General features: G+C 59.1%; 24 protein-coding genes and 1 other annotated feature. Of the genes, 13 read left to right on the top strand and 11 right to left on the bottom strand.

What is annotated here, in order from left to right; translation table 11 throughout:
* The first annotated feature begins 144 nt into the window (after positions 1–144).
* Positions 145–396, top strand: a complete 252-nt coding sequence (locus tag KHQ23_RS00300) for a YciN family protein (RefSeq protein WP_002901761.1) — start codon at positions 145–147, stop codon at positions 394–396.
* 47 nt (positions 397–443) lie between these two features.
* On the opposite strand, the gene sohB is transcribed toward KHQ23_RS00300, so the two are convergent.
* Both sohB and KHQ23_RS00290 read right to left on the bottom strand, forming a co-directional pair.
* Positions 444–1,490 carry a protease SohB gene (gene sohB, locus KHQ23_RS00295; protein WP_002901758.1) on the bottom strand — a complete coding sequence of 349 codons (1,047 nt, stop codon included), beginning with the start codon at positions 1,488–1,490 and terminating at the stop codon, positions 444–446.
* Between the two features lie 44 nt (positions 1,491–1,534).
* Positions 1,535–1,750, bottom strand: coding sequence for a hypothetical protein (locus tag KHQ23_RS00290; protein WP_004210741.1), 216 nt, complete (start codon positions 1,748–1,750; stop codon positions 1,535–1,537).
* Between KHQ23_RS00290 and KHQ23_RS00285 the strand changes: the two genes are divergently transcribed.
* Together KHQ23_RS00285 and cobO are read left to right on the top strand one after the other, a co-directional pair.
* A complete protein-coding gene (locus tag KHQ23_RS00285) occupies positions 1,745–2,506 on the top strand; it encodes a YciK family oxidoreductase (protein WP_004196459.1) in 762 nt (253 codons plus the stop codon). The two genes, KHQ23_RS00290 and KHQ23_RS00285, sit on opposite strands and share 6 nt — an antisense overlap.
* Entirely contained in the window at positions 2,503–3,093 is a 591-nt protein-coding gene (cobO, locus tag KHQ23_RS00280; protein ID WP_002901749.1) for a cob(I)yrinic acid a,c-diamide adenosyltransferase, read from the top strand. The genes KHQ23_RS00285 and cobO overlap by 4 nt, the downstream gene beginning before the upstream one ends.
* Positions 3,094–3,153: 60 nt before the next feature.
* Here the strand turns inward: cobO and rluB are convergent, their stop codons facing one another.
* Together rluB and gcvA are read right to left on the bottom strand one after the other, a co-directional pair.
* A complete protein-coding gene (gene rluB, locus KHQ23_RS00275) occupies positions 3,154–4,056 on the bottom strand; it encodes a 23S rRNA pseudouridine(2605) synthase RluB (RefSeq protein ID WP_032434372.1) in 903 nt (300 codons plus the stop codon).
* A 280-nt stretch (positions 4,057–4,336) separates the two neighbouring features.
* A complete protein-coding gene (gcvA, locus tag KHQ23_RS00270; RefSeq protein WP_004176482.1) occupies positions 4,337–5,233 on the bottom strand; it encodes a transcriptional regulator GcvA in 897 nt (298 codons plus the stop codon).
* Positions 5,234–5,344: 111 nt separating this feature from the next.
* On the opposite strand from gcvA, the gene KHQ23_RS00265 reads away from it, so the two are divergent.
* Positions 5,345–6,253, top strand: a complete 909-nt coding sequence (locus tag KHQ23_RS00265) for a DMT family transporter (RefSeq protein WP_004210746.1) — start codon at positions 5,345–5,347, stop codon at positions 6,251–6,253.
* Between the two features lie 21 nt (positions 6,254–6,274).
* Here the strand turns inward: KHQ23_RS00265 and KHQ23_RS00260 are convergent, their stop codons facing one another.
* Entirely contained in the window at positions 6,275–6,895 is a 621-nt protein-coding gene (locus tag KHQ23_RS00260) for an L-threonylcarbamoyladenylate synthase (protein ID WP_002901738.1), read from the bottom strand.
* Between the two features lie 16 nt (positions 6,896–6,911).
* Positions 6,912–7,775 carry an RNase AM gene (gene rnm, locus KHQ23_RS00255; RefSeq protein WP_211776838.1) on the bottom strand — a complete coding sequence of 288 codons (864 nt, stop codon included), beginning with the start codon at positions 7,773–7,775 and terminating at the stop codon, positions 6,912–6,914.
* A 159-nt stretch (positions 7,776–7,934) separates the two neighbouring features.
* Positions 7,935–8,030 (top strand) — a sequence feature (Trp leader region).
* A gap of 33 nt (positions 8,031–8,063) precedes the next feature.
* Here rnm and KHQ23_RS00250 point away from each other — a divergent pair.
* The 5 genes from KHQ23_RS00250 to trpA are packed head-to-tail and all read left to right on the top strand — an operon-like array spanning position 8,064 to position 14,595.
* The gene (locus KHQ23_RS00250; RefSeq protein WP_004176488.1) at positions 8,064–9,626 is read left to right on the top strand and encodes an anthranilate synthase component 1; all 1,563 of its coding nucleotides are present in this window, start codon (positions 8,064–8,066) and stop codon (positions 9,624–9,626) included.
* Positions 9,626–11,221, top strand: coding sequence for a bifunctional anthranilate synthase glutamate amidotransferase component TrpG/anthranilate phosphoribosyltransferase TrpD (gene trpD / locus KHQ23_RS00245; RefSeq protein WP_004148109.1), 1,596 nt, complete (start codon positions 9,626–9,628; stop codon positions 11,219–11,221). The genes KHQ23_RS00250 and trpD overlap by 1 nt, the downstream gene beginning before the upstream one ends.
* A 3-nt stretch (positions 11,222–11,224) precedes the next feature.
* The gene (gene trpCF / locus KHQ23_RS00240; RefSeq protein ID WP_014907770.1) at positions 11,225–12,583 is read left to right on the top strand and encodes a bifunctional indole-3-glycerol-phosphate synthase TrpC/phosphoribosylanthranilate isomerase TrpF; all 1,359 of its coding nucleotides are present in this window, start codon (positions 11,225–11,227) and stop codon (positions 12,581–12,583) included.
* 9 nt (positions 12,584–12,592) lie between these two features.
* Positions 12,593–13,786, top strand: coding sequence for a tryptophan synthase subunit beta (trpB, locus tag KHQ23_RS00235; protein WP_002901730.1), 1,194 nt, complete (start codon positions 12,593–12,595; stop codon positions 13,784–13,786).
* Positions 13,786–14,595 (top strand): tryptophan synthase subunit alpha, encoded by an 810-nt coding sequence (trpA, locus tag KHQ23_RS00230; RefSeq protein ID WP_002901728.1) that lies wholly within the window; start codon positions 13,786–13,788, stop codon positions 14,593–14,595. The genes trpB and trpA overlap by 1 nt, the downstream gene beginning before the upstream one ends.
* Before the next feature lie 218 nt (positions 14,596–14,813).
* Here trpA and KHQ23_RS00225 read toward each other — a convergent pair whose 3' ends face one another.
* From KHQ23_RS00225 to KHQ23_RS00215, 3 genes are read right to left on the bottom strand one after another with little or no spacing between them, the layout of a single operon-like run.
* Positions 14,814–16,073: a glycerate kinase gene (locus KHQ23_RS00225; protein WP_004179454.1), complete on the bottom strand. Its 1,260-nt coding sequence runs from the start codon at positions 16,071–16,073 to the stop codon at positions 14,814–14,816.
* A gap of 2 nt (positions 16,074–16,075) precedes the next feature.
* The gene (locus KHQ23_RS00220) at positions 16,076–17,164 is read right to left on the bottom strand and encodes a tartrate dehydrogenase (protein WP_002901724.1); all 1,089 of its coding nucleotides are present in this window, start codon (positions 17,162–17,164) and stop codon (positions 16,076–16,078) included.
* Between the two features lie 14 nt (positions 17,165–17,178).
* The gene (locus tag KHQ23_RS00215; RefSeq protein WP_002901722.1) at positions 17,179–18,489 is read right to left on the bottom strand and encodes an MFS transporter; all 1,311 of its coding nucleotides are present in this window, start codon (positions 18,487–18,489) and stop codon (positions 17,179–17,181) included.
* Positions 18,490–18,617: 128 nt separating this feature from the next.
* On the opposite strand from KHQ23_RS00215, the gene KHQ23_RS00210 reads away from it, so the two are divergent.
* A complete protein-coding gene (locus KHQ23_RS00210) occupies positions 18,618–19,526 on the top strand; it encodes a LysR family transcriptional regulator (RefSeq protein WP_009484646.1) in 909 nt (302 codons plus the stop codon).
* A gap of 42 nt (positions 19,527–19,568) precedes the next feature.
* On the opposite strand, the gene KHQ23_RS00205 is transcribed toward KHQ23_RS00210, so the two are convergent.
* The gene (locus KHQ23_RS00205; RefSeq protein ID WP_002901718.1) at positions 19,569–20,027 is read right to left on the bottom strand and encodes a MarR family winged helix-turn-helix transcriptional regulator; all 459 of its coding nucleotides are present in this window, start codon (positions 20,025–20,027) and stop codon (positions 19,569–19,571) included.
* A 74-nt stretch (positions 20,028–20,101) separates the two neighbouring features.
* Here KHQ23_RS00205 and KHQ23_RS00200 point away from each other — a divergent pair, with 74 nt between their 5' ends.
* Positions 20,102–21,049, top strand: coding sequence for a zinc-binding alcohol dehydrogenase family protein (locus tag KHQ23_RS00200; protein ID WP_211776839.1), 948 nt, complete (start codon positions 20,102–20,104; stop codon positions 21,047–21,049).
* A gap of 35 nt (positions 21,050–21,084) precedes the next feature.
* On the opposite strand, the gene KHQ23_RS00195 is transcribed toward KHQ23_RS00200, so the two are convergent.
* A complete protein-coding gene (locus KHQ23_RS00195) occupies positions 21,085–21,357 on the bottom strand; it encodes a hypothetical protein (RefSeq protein ID WP_032427949.1) in 273 nt (90 codons plus the stop codon).
* A 118-nt stretch (positions 21,358–21,475) separates the two neighbouring features.
* On the opposite strand from KHQ23_RS00195, the gene KHQ23_RS00190 reads away from it, so the two are divergent.
* Positions 21,476–22,183 (top strand): SDR family NAD(P)-dependent oxidoreductase, encoded by a 708-nt coding sequence (locus KHQ23_RS00190; RefSeq protein ID WP_032434368.1) that lies wholly within the window; start codon positions 21,476–21,478, stop codon positions 22,181–22,183.
* A gap of 309 nt (positions 22,184–22,492) precedes the next feature.
* The gene (locus tag KHQ23_RS00185; RefSeq protein ID WP_032434366.1) at positions 22,493–24,778 is read left to right on the top strand and encodes a catecholate siderophore receptor Fiu; all 2,286 of its coding nucleotides are present in this window, start codon (positions 22,493–22,495) and stop codon (positions 24,776–24,778) included.
* Positions 24,779–24,819: the final 41 nt, after the last annotated feature.

Here is a 24,819-nt window from a genome sequence, read left to right as displayed (position 1 = left end):
AACTTTATTAGCATGCAAAAGCAAATCCCGCCAGTAAACGGCTGTTTCTCCACTGGTTACCATTACCCTTGATTTATGCATGGAAAAATTGCCCCACGCCGCCGCGCGGCGTAAACTACGCGCGGAGAAAAAGAGGAGTCCGTTATGCAAGGTACAACCCAACCAATCGATCGCCAGACGCTGCTCGAAAAAGCCAACAAACTTATTCGCGAACATGAGGATACGTTAGCCGGTATCGAAGCCACCGACGTCGTTCAGCGCAACAATGTCCTGGTGTTTAGCGGTGAGTTTTACCTTGATGAGCAGGGACTACCGACGCCGAAGAGTACAGCGGTATTTAACATGTTTAAGTATCTTGCTCACGAACTGTCGGACAAGTACCACCTGGTCGATTAAGACAAGTGAAAACAATAACGCGAGGCCCAGGCCTCGCGTTATGTTATTTACATCAGCGGTTTCTGACCGCGCTGCCACCAGCGCAGCAGAAGCCGATCGGCGCTCTCCGCCGCGCTACCGGTAAAGCGGTCGAGCATCTTCTTACGCTGTTGATAACGCACCCCGATCACCTCGTGGCTCTCCATCAGCCCCAGCAGCAGCTCATCGCTGGTTTCAACCGCATCCACCAGTCCTTTTTCCAGCGCCTGCACCCCGTACCAGTGTTCGCCGGTGGCCACCTGCTCAATATCAAGTCCCGGACGCATCCGGTGGACGAAATCCTTGAACAAATGATGTGTCTCATTGAGATCCTCGCGGAACTTGCGCCGCCCTTCCTCGGTATTTTCGCCCAGCATGGTGAGCGTTCGTTTGTACTGCCCGGCGGTGTGCAGTTCGATATCGATATCTTTATTCTTCAGGAAGCGGTGCAGGTTCGGGATCTGCGCCACCACGCCAATAGAGCCGAGGATCGCAAACGGCGCCGAGACAATTTTGTTCGCCACGCAGGCCATCATATAGCCGCCGCTGGCCGCCACTTTGTCGACCGCCACCGTCAGCGGGATCTGCTTGTCGCGCAAGCGCTGCAGCTGAGAGGCGGCCAGACCGTAGCCGTGCACCACCCCGCCGGGGCTTTCCAGGCGAATCACCACCTGATCGCGCGCTTTCGCCGCCGCCAGTACCGCGGTGATCTCTTCCCGCAGGCTATTGACCTCATGGGCATCCATACTGCCTTTGAAATCCAGCACCCAGGCGCGCGGCTTGCCTTCCGGCTCGGCATTGCCCAGCTTCGCCCGCGCTTTGGCCGCCTTCGCCTCTTGTTTTTGCTTTTTCTTCTGCGCCTTATGCCACTGCTTCTGCTGCGGGCCGTCCAGCAGCGCCACCGCCAGCGATTCCTTCATCTCTTTATAATGCTCGCTAAGATTGGTCACCCGCAGCTCGCCGCGCTGCTTCTTGCGCTGAGCGAGGTTGACGATAATAGCGGCAATCACCGCGATGGCGACGACAACCGTCGCGATCTTGGCTAAAAATAAGCCGTACTGAGCAAGTAATTCCACGTTTTCACCTTGTGTAAAGCACTGACGTTGCTGCACAGTGTACCTCAGCCGCTGGCGAGAAGTCTTTGTGCTTTGTGTTCTCTGCGCAGCGGATTCTGTTTTTTTTCGCGCGGCTGAAATCGTTGCAAGATATTAATTTTGTGAATACTTTCCGCTTCGCCGATTGCAATGGCGGGCGCTTTCAGGCATAACAGCGCAAAAGTGAGATACCAAAGATGAAGCGCGATCGGGAACCGATCGCCCAAGGAGTTGCCGTGCATTATCAACCACAACGTCACTTGCTGAAAGATCGCATCATCCTGGTCACCGGGGCCAGCGACGGGATTGGTCGTGAAGCGGCCCTGACCTACGCGCGCTATAGCGCCAGCGTTATCCTGCTGGGTCGCAACGACGACAAACTGCGCACCGTCGCCCAGGAGATTGAGCGTGAGGGTGGTATTCCCCCTCGCTGGTTTACCCTCGACCTGCTCACCTGTACGCCCCAGGCGTGCCAGCAGCTGGCGCAGCAGATCAGCATGCATTATCCCCGCCTTGACGGCGTGCTGCATAACGCTGGCCTGCTCGGCGACATCTGCCCAATGGAAGAGCAGAAGCCGGAGGTCTGGCAGCAGGTGATGCAGGTGAACGTTAATGGCACCTTTATGCTGACCCAGGCGCTTCTTCCTTTATTACTCCGTTCGGAATCGGGCTCGCTGGTCTTCACCTCATCCAGCGTCGGTCGTCAGGGCCGCGCCAACTGGGGCGCCTATGCCGTTTCCAAATTCGCCACCGAAGGGATGATGCAGGTGCTGGCCGACGAGTATCAAAGCCGCCACCTGCGGGTAAACTGTATCAACCCCGGCGGCACTCGCACCGGAATGCGCGCCAGCGCGTTCCCGACGGAAGATCCGCTGAAACTGAAAACCCCCGCTGACATTATGCCCGTCTATCTGTGGCTGATGGGTGACGACAGTCGTCGCAAGACGGGAATGACCTTCGACGCCCAACCGGGACGTAAACCAGGAATTGCCCAATGAGTGATGAACGCTACCGCGAACGCCAGCAGCGGCTGAAAGATAAAGTTGACGCCCGGGTGGCGGCGGCCCAGGACGAGCGCGGCATTGTGATGGTCTTTACCGGCAACGGCAAAGGCAAAACCACCGCCGCCTTTGGCACCGCGACCCGCGCCGTCGGCCATGGCAAAAAAGTCGGCGTGATCCAGTTTATCAAGGGGACCTGGCCTAACGGCGAGCGTAATCTGCTGGAGCCTCACGGCGTCGAATTTCAGGTGATGGCCACCGGCTTCACCTGGAACACCCAGGATCGCGACAGCGACACCGCCGCCTGCCTGGCGGTCTGGGAGCATGCCCGCCGTATGCTCGCTGACGACCAGCTCGATCTGGTGCTGCTGGACGAGCTGACCTACATGGTGGCGTATGATTACCTGCCGCTGGAGTCGGTGCTGAGCGCCCTGCGTGAGCGCCCTGCCCATCAGTCGGTGATCATCACCGGCCGCGGCTGTCATCGCGATATTATTGAACTGGCCGATACCGTCAGCGAACTGCGTCCGGTCAAGCATGCATTTGATGCCGGGATTAAAGCGCAGATGGGGATAGACTACTGAGGGCCTGATAGCGCGGAAGGAAGTACGCGTTCCGGCGGCAAGTCACCGGAACGCATAACATTAACCGTTAGTCTTATTGCGAGTACTGGAACGACGGTTGCTGTTGTTACCCTGGCGCGGATTAGCGCTGGTCTGGCTGTGACGCTTCACCGCCCGACGGATCTGATTGGCTTTCAACCGCCGACGGTCTTTCTCGACGGCAACCTTAGAGCTGGTTTCCGGCGTGAGCTCCACCAGCTCGCGCAGGTAGTTGGTCTGCGCCAGGTCCAGCTCGGTATAGCCGCCGCGCGGCAGGCCTTTCGGCAGCAGAATATCGCCGTAGCGCACGCGGATCAGACGGCTGACCTGCACGCCGACCGCTTCCCACAGGCGACGCACTTCGCGGTTACGCCCTTCGGTCAGGGTAACGTTATACCACTGGTTAATCCCTTCGCCGCCGGTGAATTTGATGGTTTTAAACGCTGCCGGACCATCTTCTAACTGTACGCCGCGCGACAGCTGGCGCAGCTTATCATCATCCACCTGGCCGAAAACGCGAACGGCGTACTCACGCTCGACTTCACGGCTCGGGTGCATCAGGCGGTTGGCCAGTTCGCCATCGGTGGTGAACAGCAGCAGGCCGCAGGTATTCACGTCCAGACGACCAACGGCAATCCAGCGCGCGCCGCGCAGTTTAGGCAGACGATCAAACACCGTCGGGCGTCCTTCCGGATCGTTACGGGTGCAAAGCTCGCCTTCCGGCTTATAGTAAGCCAGCACGCGGCAGATCTGCTCGGCAGACTCTTTCACCGAGATCAGATGACCATCGATACGAATTTTTAAACCAAGGACAATTTCCACACGATCGCCGAGGGTGGCGATTTTGCCGTCGACGCTGACGCGGCCAGCTTCGATTTTCGCTTCAATTTCACGGCGGGAGCCGTGGCCGGCGCGGGCCAGCACTTTTTGCAGTTTCTCGCTCATTGAGCTTCCTTAAGGTGTCGCCTTCCCAGGCGTCTGGTATGCTTTATGAAACAATGAGGCCAAAAGCACAACTCATTGTTACGTATATACTTTTAACGTAAAGTCTCGTCGGCGCGTTCAGGATATCCACCGCGAGCCCGTATTCGTGGCCGAACATACTACACTAACTTCGTCGGGAAAGCTTCTGTTCGCCGCGCCCCGTCTTTAGTATGGAACAGATTTTCCTCATTCTCCTGTGCCCATTCACGCACACGGATCTTTATCGGACAGCGCCCCCTCACTACGCGCGCTCCTCAGCAACGGCCGGGCGCTGGCCAAGCAGCCAGTCGCGAAAACAGCGGTTGGCAGGCGCCAGCAGCGCGGTCTCGTGGTAAACCAGATGATAGGCCAGCGGACAGGCGATGGGCTGCGCCAGAGGATTAACCAGCCGCCCCTGCGTCAGCGCAGGCGCTATGAATGAGCGTCGCAGCAACGCCATCCCCATACCGGCGAACGCCGCCTCCGTCACGCCGTTGGAATCAGTGAACACCGGCCCACGCCGCGCGAAGTGCGGCGCCAGCCCGACGGCCTCACACCACAGCGCCCAGTCTTCACGATGTTCATCGTGCAGCAGCGGATACTGCAGTAGATCGCTCGCATCGGTGAGCGTCCGGCGCGGAGCAATCAGTTGCGGGCTACAGACCGGCATCAGATCGTCATCCAGCAGGCGGTAAGCCTGCAGTTCCGGCCAGCCACCGACACCATGACGCACGGCAAAATCGATCCCTTCACTCAGCAAATCCACTCGCCGGTTGGTGGTGCCGATCTGGATCTCTATCTGCGGATAGCGTCGTTCAAAATCAGCCAGCCGCGGCAGCAGCCACTGAATGGCGAAGCCGCTGGTACAGCTGATAGCTACCTTTTCTGGTCCCGGGGGCACCTGCAGGCGCTGGGTGGCGGCGGCTATCTGATGAAACGCCGGCTGAACGGCCCGCAGGTAGATCTCTCCCACCGCCGTTAACTGTAACCGTCGCGGAGTACGGATAAATAGCGGGACATTCAGCGTCTCCTCAAGGCGGGCAATCTGCTGGCTGACGGCGCTGGGCGTGACGCAAAGCTCACTGGCGGCCAGCTTCAGGCTGAGCAGCCGCGCCGCCGCCTCAAAGCAGCGCAACGCATTCAGCGGCGGGAGTTTCATGGGTATGGAACCTCAGTTAAGAAAAACTTAATCATGTAAGCATAACGCGTTTGTCGCACGCTGCACGTGGGTTCTACAGTTGACTTCCTTCGTGACTACAAGGAGTCAATCATGCGTGTTATCGACTATGGCCGCCTGCTGCTGCTCGCCGCCCTCTGGGGCGCCAGCTTTTTGTTTATGCGCATCACCACCCCGGCCTTCGGGGCGTTGAACAGCGCTTTTCTTCGCGTACTGTTCGCCGCTATCGCGCTCGGGCTGTTACTCGGCGTGCAGGGTAAATGGAGCGGGTATCAGGGAAAATTCACATCCACTCTGCAGTTGGGGGTCATTAATTCAGGCCTTCCTTTTCTCATGTACTGCCTTGCCGCGCAATGGCTGCCGGCAGGGTACTCCGCCACGCTTAACGCCACGGCGCCGATGATGGGGGTGCTGATCGGCGCGTTATGCTTTGCAGAACCGTTAACCCTGCGCAAAGGCGGCGGCGCGATACTGGGCGCCATTGGCGTGGCGGTGATCGCGCGCCCGACGTCTGGCCTTAGCGCCGCCCTGCTGCTGCCGGGGATTGGCGCCTGCCTGACCGCGACCGCCTGTTACGGTCTGGCCGGCTTTCTGACCCGCCGCTGGATCCAGCAGCGAGGCGGCCTCGAGGCTGAACGCGTCGCGCTGGGTAGCCAGGTCGGCGCCACGCTGTTTCTGTTTCCTTTCTTTCTCTGGTCCTGCTGGCATGGGCCTGCCGTAGACTGGCGGCAGAGTCTGCCGTGGATAGCGATAGTCATGCTGGGCGTGGTCTGCACGGCGGCAGGGTATATTCTCTACTTCCGCTTGATTGCAGATATAGGGCCGCTGCGTTCGCTGTCGGTGACCTTTTTGATCCCACCTTTTGCGGCGCTGTGGGGCTATCTCTGCCTCGGAGAGACAGTGGAGAAAGGATTGATTCTCGGCGCGCTGCTGGTTTGTGTAGCGCTATGGATGATTATCGTGCCGTCGGGGCGAAAACGCGGGGTACCGGACGGCGCATGATGCACCGCCCGGCAGATAGCCTTAGAGAAACGGCCTCACGTCGCCGACGCCTTCGCGCAGCACCACCGGGGTGTCTTCAGTGAGATCGATAACCGTGGTCGGCTGCTGCCCAAGGAAACCGCCGTGAATGATGAGGTCCACCACTTTCTCCAGACGATCTTTGATCTCTTCCGGGTCGGATTCGGTAAAGTCGCTGCCGGGCAGCATCAGCGACGTGGAGAGCATCGGCTCGCCTAAGGTCTCGAGCAACGCCTGAGCGATGGGGTTAGACGGGACGCGCATGCCGATGGTTTTACGCTTCTCCTGAAGCAGCCGACGCGGCACCTCTTTGGTCCCCTTAAGGATAAAGGTATAGTTGCCCGGCGTGTTGTTTTTCATCAGGCGAAACGCCACATTATCCACAAAAGCGTAGGTTGACAGCTCGGACAGATCGCGGCACATCAGGGTAAAGTTGTGGCCGTCCGGCAGCTGACGAATGCGGCAGATCCGCTCCATCGCCCCCTTGTCTTCAATTTTGCAGCCCAGCGCGTAGCCGGAGTCGGTAGGATAAACGATCACCCCGCCCTTACGCACAATCTCCACCGCCTGGTTAATCAACCGCGCCTGCGGGTTATCCGGATGGATATAAAAAAACTGGCTCATACTTCCCTCTCAATTTTTATTCGGCGGCCGCTTCCCAACTGTGCCAGACGCCTTCCACGCCGGCAGGAAGCCAGAGCTTACGGCCAAGTTCGATCCACGCGCAGGGCTGATGAAAATCGGATCCCTGCGACGCCAGAAGACCAAACTGCACGGCCAGGGTGGCCAGCTGGGCGCGTTCATGGGGCGCCTGCTGACACTGGGCCACTTCCATGGCATCACCGCCCTGCTCGCTAAAGTGGGCCAACAGCCGCTTCAACCACTTGGCGGAGAGATCGTAGCGCCCGGGATGGGCAATCACAGCCTTGCCGCCAGAATGATGAATCACATCAATCGCTTGTTTTATTGTACACCACTGCGGCGGCACGTAACCGGTTTTCCCGCGGGCAAGGTATTTTTTGAAGACTTCCGCCATGTTTTTCGCATGGCCGGCCTCCACCAGAAAACGGGCAAAATGGCCGCGGGTGACGGCGCCACCGTCCGCCAGTCTCAGCGCCCCTTCCCAGGCGCCGGGGATCCGCGCCTTCTCCAGGCGCTCGGCAATCATCTGACCGCGCTGCTGGCGCCGCGCTTTCTGCTCCTCCAGCAGGGCGATCATCGTTGGGTGCGCAATATCAATATTCAGACCCACAATATGAATCTCGTGATTCTCCCAGAGGGTGGAAATCTCGACGCCGTTCACCAGGGTCAAGGGTAATCCGGCGCGGGCGATCTCCTCCCGGGCCGCCGGGATCGCCGCCACGCTGTCATGGTCGGTGATCGCCAGGGTGCCGACGCGCATCTCATGGGCGCGATGGACCAGTTCCTGCGGAGTCAGCCGCCCGTCAGAGGCGGTGGTATGGCTGTGCAGATCGTAAATCACTGCGTATTGGCTGTCGCTCAAAAGGACTCCTGCTGGACATCAACGTAAATAAGCGCATTATCATACCGACAGGCAGAGAAAATCTGCAAACAAGGGTTGACTTTATTCCATTGAACTAGTTAACTAGTACGAAAGTTCACATGAAGGGGTATCACGATGAAAATGCACTTTATCACTCTGCACAGCTGGTGGCGCACCTCCTGACGACGGGCGGCGTGATCGCGTTTTGCATTCAGCATACAGATACCCGGCCCGCCAATGAGCGGGCTTTTTATTGGACAAAAATAATACGAACAGGCGAGAACAATAATGCAAACATCCAAACCGGCACTCGAGCTTCTCACCAGCGACGCCATCTACCGGGAGAACCCGACGGCGTTATTCCACCAACTGTGCGGCGCCCGTCCGGCGACGCTGCTGCTGGAATCCGCTGACATCGACAGCAAAGATGACTTAAAAAGCCTGCTGCTGGTCGATAGCGCGCTGCGCATTACGGCCCTTGGTGACACTGTCACTATTCAGGCCCTCTCCGCCAACGGCGCGGCGCTGCTGGAACTACTGGACGGCGCGCTGCCCTCCGGGATCAACAATCAGCGCCAGCCCAACGGCCGCATCCTGACCTTCCCGGCCGTCAGCGCCCTGCTCGATGAAGACGCCCGTCTCTGCTCACTGTCGGTGTTTGACGCCTTCCGTCTCCTGCAGGAGCTGGTGAGCGTTCCGGACAACGAGCGCGAAGCGATGTTCTTCGGCGGCCTGTTCGCCTATGACCTGGTGGCCGGTTTTGAAGATCTTCCCCAGTTGCAAAGCGACACCGCCTGCCCGGACTACTGCTTCTATCTGGCGGAAACCCTGCTGGTCATAGACCATCAGACCAAGCATACCCGCATTCAGGCCAGCCTGTTCACCCCGCTGGAGAGTGAAAAACAGCGCCTGGAGCAGCGCCTGAGCCAGCTGCGTCAGCAGCTGAACGAGCCGCCGGCGCCGCTACCGGTTACCACCGTGGCCGAAATGCGCTGCGACGTTGACCAGAGCGATGAAGAGTACGGCGCGGTGGTGCGCAAAATGCAGCGCGCGATCCGCGCCGGGGAAATCTTCCAGGTGGTTCCTTCCCGCCGCTTCTCGCTGCCCTGCCCATCGCCGCTGGCCGCTTATGATGTGCTGAAGAAGAGCAACCCCAGCCCGTACATGTTCTTTATGCAGGACAATGATTTCACCCTGTTCGGCGCCTCGCCGGAAAGCTCGCTGAAGTATGATGCCGTCAGCCGTCAGATTGAGATCTACCCCATCGCCGGCACCCGGCCACGCGGCCGCCGCGCCGACGGCTCGCTGGATCGCGACCTCGACAGCCGCATCGAGCTGGAAATGCGCACCGATCATAAAGAGCTTTCCGAACACCTGATGCTGGTGGACCTGGCGCGTAATGACCTGGCGCGCATCTGCACCCCGGGCAGCCGCTATGTCGCTGATTTAACCAAGGTTGACCGCTACTCCTTCGTGATGCATCTGGTCTCCCGTGTAGTAGGCGAATTGCGTCAGGATCTCGACGTCCTCCACGCCTATCGCGCCTGCATGAATATGGGCACCCTCAGCGGCGCGCCGAAGGTCCGCGCCATGCAGCTGATTGCCGCCGCCGAAGGTAAACGCCGCGGCAGCTACGGCGGCGCGGTGGGCTATTTCACCGCCCACGGCGACCTCGACACCTGCATCGTCATCCGTTCCGCCTACGTGCAGGAAGGTATCGCTACCGTCCAGGCCGGAGCCGGCATTGTGCTCGACTCGGTTCCCCAGTCGGAAGCGGATGAGACCCGAAATAAAGCCCGCGCGGTGCTGCGCGCCATTGCCCAGGCCCATCACGCGAAGGAGATTTTCTGATGGCTGACATTCTGCTGCTCGATAATATCGATTCCTTTACCTATAACCTGGCAGACCAGCTGCGCGCCAACGGCCATAACGTAGTGATTTATCGCAACTCCGTTCCGGCGCAGGCGCTGATTGAGCGTCTGGGCACCATGGACAACCCGGTGCTGATGCTCTCCCCGGGCCCGGGTACGCCAAGCGAAGCCGGCTGCATGCCGGAGCTGCTGACCCGTATGCGCGGCAAGCTGCCGATCATCGGCATCTGCCTCGGCCACCAGGCCATTGTCGAAGCCTACGGCGGCTATGTCGGCCAGGCGGGCGAGATCCTCCATGGCAAAGCCTCCAGCATTGAGCACGACGGCCAGGCGATGTTTGCCGGTCTGGCTAACCCGCTGCCGGTGGCGCGCTACCACTCGCTGGTCGGCAGCAATATTCCCGCCGGGCTGACGATTAACGCCAATTTCAACGGTATGGTGATGGCGGTGCGTCACGATGCGGATCGGGTGTGCGGCTTCCAGTTCCACCCGGAATCGATCCTCACCACCCAGGGCGCGCGACTGCTGGAGCAGACCCTGGCCTGGGCGCTGCAGAAGCTGGAGCATACCAACACCCTCCAGCCGATCCTTGAGAAACTGTACCAGGCGGAAACCCTGAGCCAGCAGGAGAGCCACCAGCTGTTCTCCGCCGTCGTGCGCGGCGAAGTGAAGCCTGAGCAACTGGCCGCCGCGCTGGTCAGCATGAAAGTGCGCGGCGAGCAGCCGCAGGAAATTGCCGGCGCCGCTACCGCGCTGCTGGAAAACGCCGCGCCGTTCCCGCGCCCGGACTACCTGTTTGCCGACATCGTTGGCACCGGTGGCGACGGCAGCAACAGCATCAATATCTCCACCGCCAGCGCCTTTGTCGCTGCGGCCTGCGGGTTGAAAGTGGCGAAACACGGCAACCGCAGCGTCTCCAGCAAATCAGGCTCTTCTGACCTGCTGGCGGCCTTCGGCATTAATCTCGATATGAACGCCGATAAATCCCGCGCCGCGCTTGATGAGCTGGGCGTCTGCTTCCTGTTCGCGCCGAAGTACCACACCGGTTTCCGCCACGCGATGCCGGTCCGTCAGCAGCTGAAGACCCGCACCCTGTTCAACGTTCTGGGCCCGCTGATCAACCCGGCGCATCCGCCGCTGGCGCTGATTGGCGTCTACAGCCCGGAACTGGTGCTGCCGATCGCCGAGACCCTGCGCGTGCTGGGTTATCAGCGCGCGGCGGTGGTGCACAGCGGTGGGATGGATGAAGTTTCGCTGCATGCGCCTACGGTGGTGGCCGAACTGCATAACGGGGAAATTAAAAGCTATCAGCTGACCGCCGACGACTTCGGCCTGACGCCTTACCATCAGGCGCAGCTGGCGGGCGGCACCCCGGAAGAAAACCGTGACATTCTGACGCGCTTGCTACAAGGTAAAGGTGAAGCCGCTCACGAAGCCGCCGTCGCCGCCAACGTCGCCATGTTGATGCGTTTACACGGGCATGAAGATCTGAAAGCTAACGCTCAGCAGGTACTGGATGTGCTGCACAGCGGCGCGGCCTATGACAGAGTGACCGCCTTAGCGGCAAGAGGGTAAATAATGCAAACCGTTTTAGCAAAAATCGTTGCCGACAAAGCGATTTGGGTGGAAGCCCGCAAACAACAACAACCGTTAGCCAGTTTTCAAAATGAGATCGTTCCGACGCAGCGCAATTTCTATGACGCGCTGGCCGGCACCCGCACCGCGTTTATTCTTGAGTGCAAGAAGGCCTCACCGTCGAAGGGGTTGATTCGCGAAGATTTCGATCCGGCAGCGATCGCCAGCATCTACAAGCACTACGCCTCGGCGATCTCGGTGCTGTGTGATGAGAAATATTTCCAGGGCAGCTTCGATTTCCTGCCGATCGTCAGCCAGGTCGCGCCGCAGCCGATCCTGTGTAAGGACTTCACCATCGACCCTTACCAGATCTACCTGGCGCGCTACTATCAGGCCGACGCCTGCCTGCTGATGCTCTCGGTGCTCGACGATGAACAGTATCGTCAGCTCTCGGCGGTGGCTCACAGCCTGAATATGGGCGTGCTCACCGAAGTCAGCAATGAAGAGGAACTGGAGCGCGCCATCGCCCTGAAGGCGAAGGTGGTGGGCATTAACAACCGCGACCTGCGCGATATGTCGATTGACCTTAACCGCACCCGTCAGCTGGCGGCGCGTCTCGGCCCGGATGTCACGGTGATCAGCGAATCCGGCATCCATACCTATGCCGAAGTGCGCGAGCTGAGCCACTTCGCCAACGGCTTCCTGATCGGCTCCGCCCTGATGGAGCAGGCGGATCTGGAAGCGGCGGTTAAACGCGTGCTGCTCGGCGAGAACAAAGTGTGCGGCCTGACGCGCCCGCAGGATGCCCAGGTGGCCTGGGAGTCCGGCGCCATCTACGGTGGGCTGATCTTCGTCCCGACCTCGCCGCGAGCGGTAAATGACGCCCAGGCCAAAGCGGTGATCGCCGCTGCGCCGCTGCAGTACGTCGGCGTCTTCCGCAATGCGCCGCTGGAGGAGGTGGTCGCCCGCGCGCAGGCTCTGGGGCTGGCCGCCGTGCAGCTGCACGGTGATGAAGACCAGGCCTATATCGACGCGCTGCGCGACGCCCTCGCGGACAACGTCCGCATCTGGAAAGCGCTGAGCGTCGGCGAAACCTTCCCGGCCCGTACGCTCCGCCATGTCGACAAGTACCTGCTCGACAACGGCCAGGGCGGCAGCGGCCAGCGCTTTGACTGGAGCCTGCTGCAGGGCCAGGATCTGCGCAACGTCATGCTGGCGGGCGGCCTCGGCGCCGATAACTGTGTGGAAGCGGCCAAAAGCGGCTGTGCCGGACTCGATTTCAATTCAGGCGTAGAGTCGCAACCCGGGATTAAAGACGCCAGCAAGCTGGCCTCGGTATTCCAGACGCTGCGCGCATATTAAGGAGCAATAATGAGCACTTTACTGAACCCCTACTTCGGCGAATTCGGCGGCATGTATGTGCCGCAGATCCTGATGCCCGCCCTGCGCCAGCTGGAAGAAGCCTTTGTCAGCGCGCAGAAGGACCCGGCCTTTCAGGCGGAATTCACCGACCTGCTGAAAAACTACGCCGGTCGTCCGACGGCCCTGACCAAATGCCGGAATCTGACCGAAGGCACCCGCACCACCCTGTACCTGAAACGCGAAGATCTGCTGCACGGCGGCGCGCACAAAACCAACCAGGTGCTGGGCCAGGCTCTGCTGGCCAAACGGATGGGCAAAACCGAAATTATCGCCGAGACCGGCGCCGGCCAGCACGGCGTCGCCTCAGCGCTGGCCAGCGCCCTGCTCGGCCTGAAATGCCGTATCTACATGGGGGCCAAGGACGTCGAGCGCCAGTCGCCGAACGTCTTCCGTATGCGCCTGATGGGCGCCGAGGTGATCCCGGTGCACAGCGGCTCCGCCACGCTGAAAGATGCCTGTAACGAGGCGCTGCGCGACTGGTCCGGCAGCTACGAAAAGGCGCACTATATGCTGGGCACCGCCGCCGGTCCGCACCCGTTCCCGACGATTGTGCGTGAATTCCAGCGCATGATTGGCGAAGAGACCAAAGCGCAGATCCTTGAAAAAGAGGGCCGCCTGCCGGACGCGGTGATCGCCTGCGTCGGCGGCGGATCAAACGCCATCGGCATGTTCGCTGATTTTATCGAGGAAACCAACGTCGGCCTGATCGGCGTGGAGCCCGCCGGACACGGTATCGAGAGCGGCGAGCACGGCGCGCCGCTGAAGCATGGCCGCGTTGGGATCTACTTCGGTATGAAGTCGCCGATGATGCAGACCGCCGACGGCCAGATCGAAGAGTCTTACTCCATTTCCGCCGGGCTGGACTTCCCGTCCGTTGGGCCGCAGCACGCGTTTCTGAACAGCACCGGTCGCGCTGATTATGTGTCGATCACCGACGACGAAGCGCTGGACGCGTTTAAAGCGCTTTCCCGCCACGAAGGGATTATCCCGGCGCTGGAGTCCTCTCACGCTCTGGCCCACGCGCTGAAGATGATGCGCGAGAACCCGGAAAAAGAGCAGCTGCTAGTGGTTAATCTCTCCGGCCGCGGCGACAAAGACATTTTCACCGTACATGACATCCTGAAAGCGCGAGGGGAAATCTGATGGAACGCTATGAGACGCTGTTTGCCCAACTGAAAAATCGCCAGGAAGGCGCCTTCGTCCCCTTTGTCACCCTTGGCGATCCGGGACCGGAGCAGTCGCTGAAAATTATCGATGCGCTGATCGAAGGCGGCGCCGATGCCCTTGAACTGGGGATCCCTTTCTCCGACCCGCTGGCGGACGGCCCGACCATCCAGGGCGCGGCCCTGCGCGCCTTCGCCGCGGGAGTGACCCCGGCGCAGTGCTTTGAGATGCTGGCGGCGATCCGCCAGAAGCATCCGACCATCCCAATCGGCCTGCTGATGTATGCCAACCTCGTCTTCAGCCCGGGCATCGATGCGTTCTATGCCCAGTGCGCCCGCGTCGGCGTCGACTCGGTGCTGGTGGCCGACGTGCCGGTGGAAGAGTCCGCCCCGTTCCGCCAGGCGGCGATGCGCCATAACATCGCGCCGATTTTCATCTGCCCGCCCAATGCGGATGACGATTTACTGCGCCAGATTGCCTCTTATGGCCGCGGCTACACCTATCTGCTGTCGCGCGCCGGAGTGACGGGTGCGGAAAATCGCGCCGCGCTGCCGCTGCACCACCTGGTGGAGAAGCTGGCGGAATATCACGCCGCGCCGCCGCTGCAGGGCTTTGGTATCTCCGCGCCGGAGCAGGTGAGCGCCGCCATTGACGCCGGAGCCGCCGGGGCTATCTCCGGTTCCGCCATCGTCAAAATCATCGAACGCCACCTCGATGAGCCGCAGACCATGCTCGACGAGCTGAAAGCCTTCGTCCAGAGCCTGAAGGCAGCGACCAAAACCGCCTGACCATCAGCCGCCTGGCATCGCGCCAGGCGGCGATTTCCACGCGTTACCTTCCTTTCCATGCCATCTTGCACGCCAACACATCAGACGGACCGATGATCGACACCTTGACGCCAGGCGATGCGCTTTAGCGTGGAAATGGATGGCGGGCGGATACCGAAGATTTGAACTATGTTGAAAGGGAAAAATATCGCTCTCCCTGGCACAGGAGAGCGATACAGTCAGGCAATCAATATTGCCCGAATATCATTGACGTTGGTTAACGTCGGGCCGGTGATCAGCAAATCATTAAGCGCGTGAAAATAGCAGTAACTATCATGGCCATCCAGATATTGCACTGCATTAAGACCGCTCAGCTTGCCGCGCGCAAGCGTATCCGGGAAGACGATCGCACCTGCGGCATCTTCTGTGCCATCAATACCATCGCTATCTCCCGCCATGGCCCAGATACCGTGTTCCCCCTGGAGCGCACAGGCCAGACTGAGTAAAAACTCGGTATTGCGGCCCCCTTTTCCAGGCTGAGTGTTGTTTACTGTCACCGTGGTTTCGCCACCTGACAACAGCACAGCAGGCCCTGAAATCGGGTGACCATACTGCTTCGCCGATCTCGCCATACCGGCCATGACCACCGCCACTTCCCTGCTTTCACCTTCTATAGCATCCCCCAAAATAAGGGGGGTGAACCCATGTTGTCGTGCGGCCAGAGCCGCCGCCGCTAACGCCATCGCCGGCGTGGCGATAAGCCTGACCTCGCCTGTCGCGGCGTTTTCCACCGGGCCGGCCGGCTGGTTTAGCCGTTCGCTAACGGGCTTCGGGATCGCAATGCCATACCGCTGCAATACCCGGAGCGCATCACGTGGTGCGCTGTTATCGGCAACGGTGGGGCCAGACGCTACGTCCGTCGGATTATCGCCAGGCACATCGCTGATAATCAGTGATACGATGCGCGCCGGTTGCGCCATGGTCGCCAGCTTTCCGCCTTTCACCGCTGAGAGATGACGACGTACCAGATTCATCTCTTTGATGCTGGCCCCGCTATGGAGCAGGGCCCGGGTGATGGTCTGCTTATCTGCCAGCGTTAACCCCGGGGCGGGCAGCGCCATCAGCGCCGACCCTCCCCCTGAAATCAATGCCAGCACCAGATCATCGGCAGTTAAACCGCGCAGCGTCTCCACAATCAGCATTGCGGCAACCTCGCTCATGGCATCTGATACGGGATGAGCCGCCTCAATAATGCGGATGCGGCCCGCAGGAACCGCGTAACCGTAACGCGTCACCACCACGCCCGACACCGCCACATCCGGCCAGGCCGCATCCACGGCAGCCGCCATTGCCGCGGACGCTTTACCCGCACCGATCACCACACAACGGCCGCGAGGTTTTTCCGGCAGGTTAGCCAGGGTCACCGGCCCGGCGCGGGCACTGTTGACCGCATGTTGAAAGATATCCTGCAGGATCTCTGCAGCCTGTTCGTTATTCATGTTTATGCGGTCTCGGCAATGTCAGCTTTAGCGTCAATGTAGTGCACCACGGCGCGTGTCACCTCCGCGGTATTGGCTGAGCCACCGACATCTGGCGTCAGAATGCCTTTTTCACACACATACTCAATGCTTTCCATAATCAGCGCAGCGGCATGGCGTTCGCCCAGATGTTCAAGCATCTGTACCGCGGTCCAGAAAGTGGCAATGGGGTTCGCAATCCCTTTGCCGGTGATATCGAATGCGGAACCATGGATCGGTTCGAACATGGAAGGGAAGCGGCGTTCAGGATCAATATTCGCGGTCGGCGCTACGCCCAGACTACCCGCCAGCGCGCCAGCCAGATCGGAAAGGATATCGGCGTGCAGATTGGTGGCAACGATGGTATCCAGGGTCTGGGGATGCAACGTCATACGGTGCGTCATGGCATCGACCAACATTTTGTCCCACTGCACATCCGGGAATTCCTGCGCCACTTCAGCGGCAATCTCATCCCACATCACCATACCATGGCGCTGGGCGTTGGATTTGGTCACCACGGTCAGCAGTTTACGTGGACGAGACTGTGCCAGTCTGAAGGCATAGCGCATAATGCGTGTCACCCCAACACGGGTAAAGATTGCCACTTCGGTACCGACTTCTTCAGGTAAACCACGGTGGGTACGGCCGCCGTTACCAGAATATTCACCTTCGGAGTTTTCGCGCACGATGACCCAGTCAAGATCGCCAGGCCCGCGGTTGCGCAGCGGTGAAGTGACGCCCGGCAGAATTTTGGTGGGTCGCACATTGGCGTACTGGTCAAAGCCCTGGCAAATAGGCAGCCGCAGGCCCCAGAGTGTGATGTGGTCAGGGACATCCGGGGCCCCCACCGCGCCGAAGTAAATGGCATCAAATGCTTTCAGCATGTTCAGCCCTTCTTCCGGCATCATCACGCCATGTTTTTTGTAATAGTCTGACCCCCAGTCAAAGGTCTCTATATCAAATTTCAGTTGCGGATCGTGGCGCGTCAGCGCGTGCAAGACTTCAATACCTGCCGAAATGACTTCCGGTCCGATACCGTCCGCAGGGATGGCAGCAATTTTGTAGTGACGCATCGTTACTTCTCCAGTTAATGAGTATGAGGATGTGGAAGCTCTGCCGTCGGCGATTTGTTCGCTCTGGCAGAAAGAATCATGACCACGAGGGCCGAGAGCGCCAGCAATCCGGCGACAAAGTACAGGCCCCAGCTGTAACTACCGGTTTGCTCGCGGATCACGCCAATCATCATCGGGCCAACGAAACCGCCGAGGTTGCCGATGGAGTTGATAGCGGCAATGCCAGCGGCCGCAGCCGGGCCGCTGAGGAACAGGGTTGGCATGCTCCACAAAGGGGGTTTTGATGCGCTAATCCCCACGGTGACCAGCGTTAAGGCGACCATTACGGTAAACAATGTGCTGACATTACCGGCGTATATCAGCCCGGCAGCCGCCAGCAGGCAGGCGCCAATGACGTGCCAGCTGCGCTCTTTGGTTCGATCGGAATGACGCGCCCAGAGGATCATGGCGATGACGCCGATCACCGCCGGAAAGGCGTTCAGGAAACCAATCTCCAGCGAGGAAGCACCGAAACTGCGAATGATTTGCGGGGACCAGATGCCAAGCGTATACAGCCCGGCTGAGGTACCGAAATAGACCAGCGCCAGCGCCAGGACGCGTATATCCGCTAGCCCTCGCCATGCGCTGGAATGGCTCTGTTTTGCCGCCCGTGCCCGCTCCTCGTCTTGCATGGCGTTTTCCAGCCAGGCACGCTCTTGATCAGTCAGCCATTTGGCCTTGGCCGGACGATCCGTCAGGAAGAACAGAACCACAACACCGAGCACCAGCGCCGGCAAAGCTTCCAGTACAAACATCCACTGCCAGCCGGCGTAGCCAAGGAAGCCATGCATCTCCAGCAGTGCGGCCGAAACCGGCGATCCCAGTGCTGTCGACAGGGGAGCTGCGGCCATAAAGATGGCAGTGACCTGCGCACGCCTGGCGGCAGGAAACCAGTAGCTAAGATAGAGAATGATCCCCGGGAAGAAACCGGCTTCCGCCACGCCGAGCAGAAAACGCAGAATGTAGAAGCTCGTCGTGCCCTGCACAAAAGCCATGCAGCCAGAGACGAATCCCCAGGTAATCATGACGCGGGCGATCCAGATGCGGGCGCCCACTTTATGAAGAATTAAGTTTGACGGTACCTCAAACAGAAAATAACCCAGGAAGAAAATGCCAGCGCCCAGACCAAAAACGGTGGGTGAAAATCCCAGATCCTGATTCATGGTCAGGGCGGCAAAGCCAATGTTGACGCGGTCAAGGAAGGCAATGAAGTACAGCAGCATGATGAAAGGAATAATGCGCAGGGTAACCTTACGCATCACCTTCTTTTCGAGGTCGTTTTTCATGACGGGATGCTCCATAGTGATGTAGGGTTGTTATCGTTTTGTAATAATCCCAGTATGAAGTTTTGAACCGCTTTATCATCGGCACGGCTTTATATAAATAATTTGTATAATCAGGTTTTGGTGAAAAAATGGATATAAATCAGCTACGTTGCTTTGTGGTATTAGGTGATGAGCTTCACTTTGGCCGGGCTGCCCGTAAACTCGAAATGATGCCTGCGTCACTGAGTCGCTTCATCAAACTGCTGGAAGATGATTTGGGGATCAGGCTACTGAATCGATCGACCCGCAATGTGTCGCTAACGCCTGAAGGTGCCGCCTTTTTAAATGAGGCCAAAACGGTCATTGCTGATTTCGATGCGCTACGGCAGCGATTCCGTAAAAATACCCTGTTACAGAAAAGAACATTGCGGATCGGGGCTATCGACAGCGCAGCCAAAGGATTACTTCCTGAATTGCTTAATCTTTTTGTCAGACGTTTTCCTGAGGCCGATATTCATCTTACGGAAGATAAATCTCACAAGCTGATTCCCCGACTCATTTCAGGGTGGCTGGATGTGGTCTTTGTACGCCCGCCGGAACATATTGATGCCACGCTGACAGCGCGTTTTATCGCCAATGAAACCTGCGTGCTCGCCGTGCCCGCTCATCACCGGCTGGTCAGTTATGACGAAGTCAGTATCGATGATTTCCGACACGAGCCGGTTATCTTGCCGGAAAGACGCACCCGGCGTCACAGCCATGACCTGACAATGAATATTTTCAAAGAGGGGGGCAGCATGCCTGTCATCGCGCAGTATGCTGAAGAGAAGCAGACTATCCTGAGTTTTGTTGCCGCAGGACTCGGCATTGCTCTGGTGCCAGCGTCCTATAAAGACATGAATGCCGACGGCGTGAAATACCTTGCGCTCACGCCGAAAAAGCATGTCGAAGGGCTCCCCCTCAGCGCGATGTGGCATCAGGGAAACAACACTCTCTATGTGAGATCCCTGCTGGAGATACTTTCCGACAACATCGACGAACTGACCCGTGAGTTGTGACGCAAAAGCTGATTGTTGCGCCAGGCGGCAACACACGAGAATTTAGCCTGGTTGCTGCAAACTGTCGGCGTATTTGCGCGTTAAGCGAAACAGCGCCTGCACTTCATCTTCCGGCCACTGCGCCAGCACCTGATTCATTAACCGCCGCCGCGCTACCGCAATACTGTCGATCATCTGTTGTCCGCTGGCGCTAAGCGTCACTTCGCTGATCCGTCGATCATGACGGTTCGGTTGCTTACAGGCGAGTCCCTGGGCTTCCAGTTTTTTCACCTGGCGGCTGACGGTGGTGTAATCGCGCCCTAAATGATCCGCCAGCTCAACCACCCCCACCGGGCCATGGCGCCCTACCGCCACAAGCAGCGGAAACAGCATCTGTTCCAGCTGGATGCCGGCTGCCTGCAGGATCTGCTCATCGCGCAGCGGCTGGTTCATTACGCTGATGATATCCAGCAGCGCGCCGTGAAAGTCGGTAATGTCGTAGTCATTATGTGCATCTTGCATGTATTAATTTTCCGCGTATAGTGCTGCAAAACAATATGTGTATTTTACACATAATTCCCGACAGGAGATAATTTATGAAAGCAGCCGTGGTTTTTGATCTCGCAGAAGGCCCGGTTTGGGCCGAATTTATCGACCCGCAGCCCGCGCCCGGCCAGACGCTCATTGACGTCCGCGCCGCCGCGATAAGCCATGTGGTTAAGGCCCGGGCATCCGGACGCCATTACAGCTTCGACGGCAATCTGCCCTTTGTGCCTGGTATCGATGGCGTCGGCACCACACCTCAGGGCCAGCGCGTCTACTTCGCCTTCCCCACCGCCCCCTTCGGCAGTATGGCGCAGCGGGCGCCGGTCGCCCTGCAGAATTGTCTGCCGCTGCCGGATGCGCTCGATGATATCCAGGCGGCGGCAATGGCCAACCCCGGTACGTCCGCGTGGGCATCGCTGGTGACACGCGCCCAGCTTCAGGCCGGCGAAACGGTGCTGATTAATGGCGCCACCGGCAGCGCCGGTCAGTTGGCGGTACAGATTGCCCGCTATCTGGGGGCGAAAAAAATCATTGCAACCGGGCGCAATGCGCAGTCGCTCGCGGCGCTGGACGCCGATGAGTGTATTCAGTTAACCGCTGATGATAAAACCTTGAGCGGGCAATTTTCAGCGGTCAGCGCCGCGCAGATCGATGTGGTCATCGATTACCTGTGGGGACACAGCGCGGAATTATTATTGCCGGCACTGGCGAAATATACCCCTGCCGGCAGTCCGGTGCGCTATGTGCAGGTGGGTTCCCTGGCTGGCGCCGATATCGCGTTAAATGGCGCAGTGCTGCGTTCCGCCCCGCTCCTGCTGATGGGCAGCGGGATCGGTAGCCTGTCGGTATCGCAGCTGCTGGCGGCGACCGGCGAAATGCTGCAGGCGGCGGTGCCGGGGAAATTGACCATCGCCACCACCCCGCGGCCGCTGCAGGAGATCGCGGCGGCCTGGCCACAGGACGACAGCCAGAAGCGCACGGTTTTCACCCTCGGATAAAAAATCGCTTCCGCACAAAAGATGGGGTTGATATCTTAAATGAGAAATATTATCTTTCTCATCACTGAATAGTTGAGTAAATCACTCGGGTATTCAGTACGACATTGCTCACATTGCTTCCAGTATTTTTGCCCGCACTTGTGCGGGCTTTTTTTATTCGCGACACACCTCACGCACCCGCTGCCGCAGCCAGCGGTGGCCGGGGCCTGCTCCAGACGCGGATGCCACGCCTGCGAAACCGTAATCACCTCGGTACTGACCGGCAGCGGATCGAGGGCCGCCAGCAAATTAAAATCGGGATCGTTCATTATCGCTCCAGTCGCCAGACAGGGCGTTTGCTGCAAGATATGAGTGCACTGGCGGCGTCTTCCGCCCGATCTCGGGCCTGATTATAGTGAAGACCTCCTTTCTGCAGCGAGAGACATCATGAAATCCGATCAGCACAACACTATCCTCATCGTCGGCGCCTCGCGCGGCCTTGGCCATGCTATGGCGGCGACGTTCCTCCAGCACGGCTGGGAGGTCATCGGCACCGTGCGCGATTTATCATCCCACACGCCGCTCCACGACCTGGCCAAGACGCATCCCCTGCGGCTACGCCTGGCGACGCTCGACATTCGCGATGAAGCCCAGCTGGCCGCGCTGCAGGCGACGCTTCCCCCGGCAAGCCTCGATATGCTGTTTGTCAACGCCGGTACCACCAATCGTGACCCATCGCAGACCATTGGCGACGTCTCCACCGAGGAGTTTTACCAGGTGATGCTCACCAATGCCCTGGCACCGATGCGGGTTATCGAGCGCCTGCAGCAGGCCGTTAAACCGCAGGGGCTGCTCGGCGTGATGTCCTCTGGCCAGGGGAGCCTGACCAATAACCTTACCGGCCAGCGGGAACTCTACCGCGGGAGTAAAGCTGCGCTGAATATGTTTATGCGCAGCTTTGCCGCTCGCCCCACCTCGGCCTCCCATCCGCTGGTGGTGATGGCCCCGGGATGGATCCGCACCGAGCTCGGCGGGGCAGATGCCCCGCTGACCATCGAAGAGACGATCCCACGCCTGGTGAACGTCCTGCTCGACAAACGGCAACGTCCGGGACTGGATTATCTGGATTACCAGGGCCGTACCGTGCCCTGGTGATCCGTGCCGGAACAACCATCATATGGCCGCCCGGAAGTTAACCCCGCCCGGCGCGGCTTGCTACCGACCTTATTCTGCAGCACTTTTCCTATATTCCCGCATTATCGTTCAAAAAATGTGAATTATGTAAATCGAAGTGAAGAAAGTTGTTTTAAGGTCAACTTTTCTATGTAAATATTAAGGCAAATGATAACTATTCTTTTTATCATTTATAGAATCACACCGGGTCAGCGCAAGCCAGACGACGAATAACGTCGCTTTTGCGCGGTGTGATATGTGCTCATAACAAAAAATAAGCCTGCATTTATCATGGAAAAAAACGCTTCTCTGCCTTTCGGCAGTTTCAACTCATTGGCATTGTTTACAGGTCTGTGTCTGGGAGCCTCGCCGGCAGCAGGCATCGCAGCGGAAAATTCGGTCAAAAATAGTGAAGAGACGCTGGTAGTGGAAGCCGCTCCGCCTTCACTCTACTCCCCCGGCGCTTCCGCCGATCCCAAGTTCAATAAACCGCTGGTCGATACCACCCGCACCATCACCGTGATCCCGGAACAGGTGATTAAAGATCAGGGCGTCACCAACCTGACTGACGCCCTCAAAAACGTTCCCGGCGTGGGGGCGTTTTATGCCGGGGAGAATGGCAGCTCAACCACCGGGGATGCCATCTTTATGCGCGGCGTGGATACCTCTAACAGCATCTATGTGGACGGCATTCGCGACATCGGCAGCGTGACGCGCGATACCTTCAATACCCAGCAGGTGGAAGTCATCAAAGGGCCCGCCGGCACGGACTATGGCCGCAGCGCGCCCTCCGGCTCGATCAATATGATCAGCAAGCAGCCGCGCCTTGACTCCGGGATCGACGGCTCGGCCAGCATCGGCAGCGCCTGGTCGCGCCGGGGCACTCTCGACCTGAACCAGGCGTTTAGCGACAACGCTGCGTTCCGTCTGAACCTGATGGGGGAAAAAACCCATGACGCTGGTCGGGACCGCATTGAAAACGAACGCTATGGCATCGCACCGTCGCTGGCCTTCGGCCTTGATACCCCAACTCGTCTGTATCTGAACTATCTGCACGTCCGGCAGAACAACACCCCGGATGGCGGGATCCCTACCGTCGGCCTGCCGGGCTATTCGGCGCCTTCGCCGAAGTATGCCGCACTCAACTCCGCCGGGAAGGTCGATACCAGCAATTTCTATGGCACCGACTCCGATTACGATAAATCTACTACCGACAGCGGTACCCTGCGCTTCGAACACGATCTGACGGAGAATACCACCGTGCGCAATACCACCCGCTGGTCGCGAGTGAAACAGGAGTATCTTTTGACCGCGGTGATGGGCGGCGCGAACAATATCACCGCCCCCGATATCAATGACGTCAACACCTGGAGCTGGTCGCGTCTGGTTAATACCAAAGATGTCAGCAACCGCATTCTGACCAACCAGACCAATATCACCTCGACTTTCAATACTGGCTCGATAGGCCATGACGTCAGCGCCGGCGTGGAGTTTACCCGGGAAAACCAGACCAACTATGGCGTTAACGCCAGGACCGCGCCGGCGGTGAATCTCTACCATCCGGTGAGCAACCTGTCGATTGGCGGGCTGGACAGAAACGGGGCGAACGCCAACGGCCAGACCGATACCTTCGGGATTTATGCCTTCGATACGCTGACGCTGACCGAGCGGATTGAGATCAACGGCGGGCTGCGTCTCGACAATTACCATACCAAATATGACAGCGCCACCGCCTGCGGCGGCAGCGGACGCGGGGCTATCGCCTGCCCGCCCGGACAGTCGACCGGCAGCCCGGTCACCACTGTCGATACCGCTAAATCCGGCAATCTGGTTAACTGGAAAGCCGGGGCGCTGTACCGCTTAACCGAGCAGGGCAATGTCTACGTCAACTACGCCATCTCACAGCAGCCGCCGGGAGGCAGCAGCTTCGCCCTGGCCGCCAGCGGCAGCGGCAACAGCGCTAACCGAACCGACTTTAAGCCGCAGAAGGCAAAATCCAGCGAGCTGGGCACCAAGTGGCAAATCTTCGACAACCGTCTGCTGCTCAGCGCGGCGTTATTCCGCACCGATATTGAAAACGAAGTGGCCGCCAACGATGACGGAACCTGGTCGCAGTACGGCAAAAAGCGCGTGGAGGGGTATGAACTCTCCGCGACCGGAAACCTGACCCCGGACTGGACGATTATCGCCGGCTACACTCAGCAGCATGCGACAGTGACGGAGGGACAGAACGTTGCACAGGATGGATCTTCCGCCCTGGCCTACACCCCGAAACATGCCTTTACGCTGTGGACGCAGTATCAGGCCACCAACGATCTGTCCGTCGGCGGCGGTGTGCGCTATGTCGGAAGCCTGCGCCGGGGCAGCGATGGTGCAGTCGGTACCCCGGATCACACCGAGGGCTACTGGGTTGCCGACGCCAAACTGGGCTATCGGGTCAACAGCAACCTCGATCTGCAGCTCAATATGTATAACCTGTTTGATACCGATTACGTGGCCTCCATCAACAAGAGCGGCTATCGCTATCATCCGGGCGAACCCCGGACCTTTATGCTGACGGCGAACGTCCATTTCTGAGTCTGCGCGTGGGGCCGTTGCGCCCCACTTTTTAGAGAGAA

The sequence above is a fragment of the Klebsiella sp. 64 genome (genome assembly GCF_018223915.1).
Classification (GTDB): Bacteria; Pseudomonadota; Gammaproteobacteria; order Enterobacterales; family Enterobacteriaceae; genus Klebsiella; species Klebsiella pneumoniae.
Note: the sequence above shows the minus strand (reverse complement) of the source record. Positions and strands in the feature narration are given on the sequence as shown.

Coding starts and splice junctions, on each gene's coding strand:
- KHQ23_RS00300 (WP_002901761.1), top strand. CDS start 145: ATGCAAGGTACAACCCAACCAATCGATCGCCAGACGCTGCTCGAAAAA.
- KHQ23_RS00290 (WP_004210741.1), bottom strand. CDS start 1,750: ATGCACGGCAACTCCTTGGGCGATCGGTTCCCGATCGCGCTTCATCTT.
- cobO (WP_002901749.1), top strand. CDS start 2,503: ATGAGTGATGAACGCTACCGCGAACGCCAGCAGCGGCTGAAAGATAAA.
- rluB (WP_032434372.1), bottom strand. CDS start 4,056: ATGAGCGAGAAACTGCAAAAAGTGCTGGCCCGCGCCGGCCACGGCTCC.
- gcvA (WP_004176482.1), bottom strand. CDS start 5,233: ATGAAACTCCCGCCGCTGAATGCGTTGCGCTGCTTTGAGGCGGCGGCG.
- KHQ23_RS00265 (WP_004210746.1), top strand. CDS start 5,345: ATGCGTGTTATCGACTATGGCCGCCTGCTGCTGCTCGCCGCCCTCTGG.
- KHQ23_RS00260 (WP_002901738.1), bottom strand. CDS start 6,895: ATGAGCCAGTTTTTTTATATCCATCCGGATAACCCGCAGGCGCGGTTG.
- KHQ23_RS00250 (WP_004176488.1), top strand. CDS start 8,064: ATGCAAACATCCAAACCGGCACTCGAGCTTCTCACCAGCGACGCCATC.
- trpD (WP_004148109.1), top strand. CDS start 9,626: ATGGCTGACATTCTGCTGCTCGATAATATCGATTCCTTTACCTATAAC.
- trpCF (WP_014907770.1), top strand. CDS start 11,225: ATGCAAACCGTTTTAGCAAAAATCGTTGCCGACAAAGCGATTTGGGTG.
- trpB (WP_002901730.1), top strand. CDS start 12,593: ATGAGCACTTTACTGAACCCCTACTTCGGCGAATTCGGCGGCATGTAT.
- trpA (WP_002901728.1), top strand. CDS start 13,786: ATGGAACGCTATGAGACGCTGTTTGCCCAACTGAAAAATCGCCAGGAA.
- KHQ23_RS00225 (WP_004179454.1), bottom strand. CDS start 16,073: ATGAATAACGAACAGGCTGCAGAGATCCTGCAGGATATCTTTCAACAT.
- KHQ23_RS00220 (WP_002901724.1), bottom strand. CDS start 17,164: ATGCGTCACTACAAAATTGCTGCCATCCCTGCGGACGGTATCGGACCG.
- KHQ23_RS00215 (WP_002901722.1), bottom strand. CDS start 18,489: ATGAAAAACGACCTCGAAAAGAAGGTGATGCGTAAGGTTACCCTGCGC.
- KHQ23_RS00210 (WP_009484646.1), top strand. CDS start 18,618: ATGGATATAAATCAGCTACGTTGCTTTGTGGTATTAGGTGATGAGCTT.
- KHQ23_RS00205 (WP_002901718.1), bottom strand. CDS start 20,027: ATGCAAGATGCACATAATGACTACGACATTACCGACTTTCACGGCGCG.
- KHQ23_RS00200 (WP_211776839.1), top strand. CDS start 20,102: ATGAAAGCAGCCGTGGTTTTTGATCTCGCAGAAGGCCCGGTTTGGGCC.
- KHQ23_RS00195 (WP_032427949.1), bottom strand. CDS start 21,357: ATGAACGATCCCGATTTTAATTTGCTGGCGGCCCTCGATCCGCTGCCG.
- KHQ23_RS00190 (WP_032434368.1), top strand. CDS start 21,476: ATGAAATCCGATCAGCACAACACTATCCTCATCGTCGGCGCCTCGCGC.
- KHQ23_RS00185 (WP_032434366.1), top strand. CDS start 22,493: ATGGAAAAAAACGCTTCTCTGCCTTTCGGCAGTTTCAACTCATTGGCA.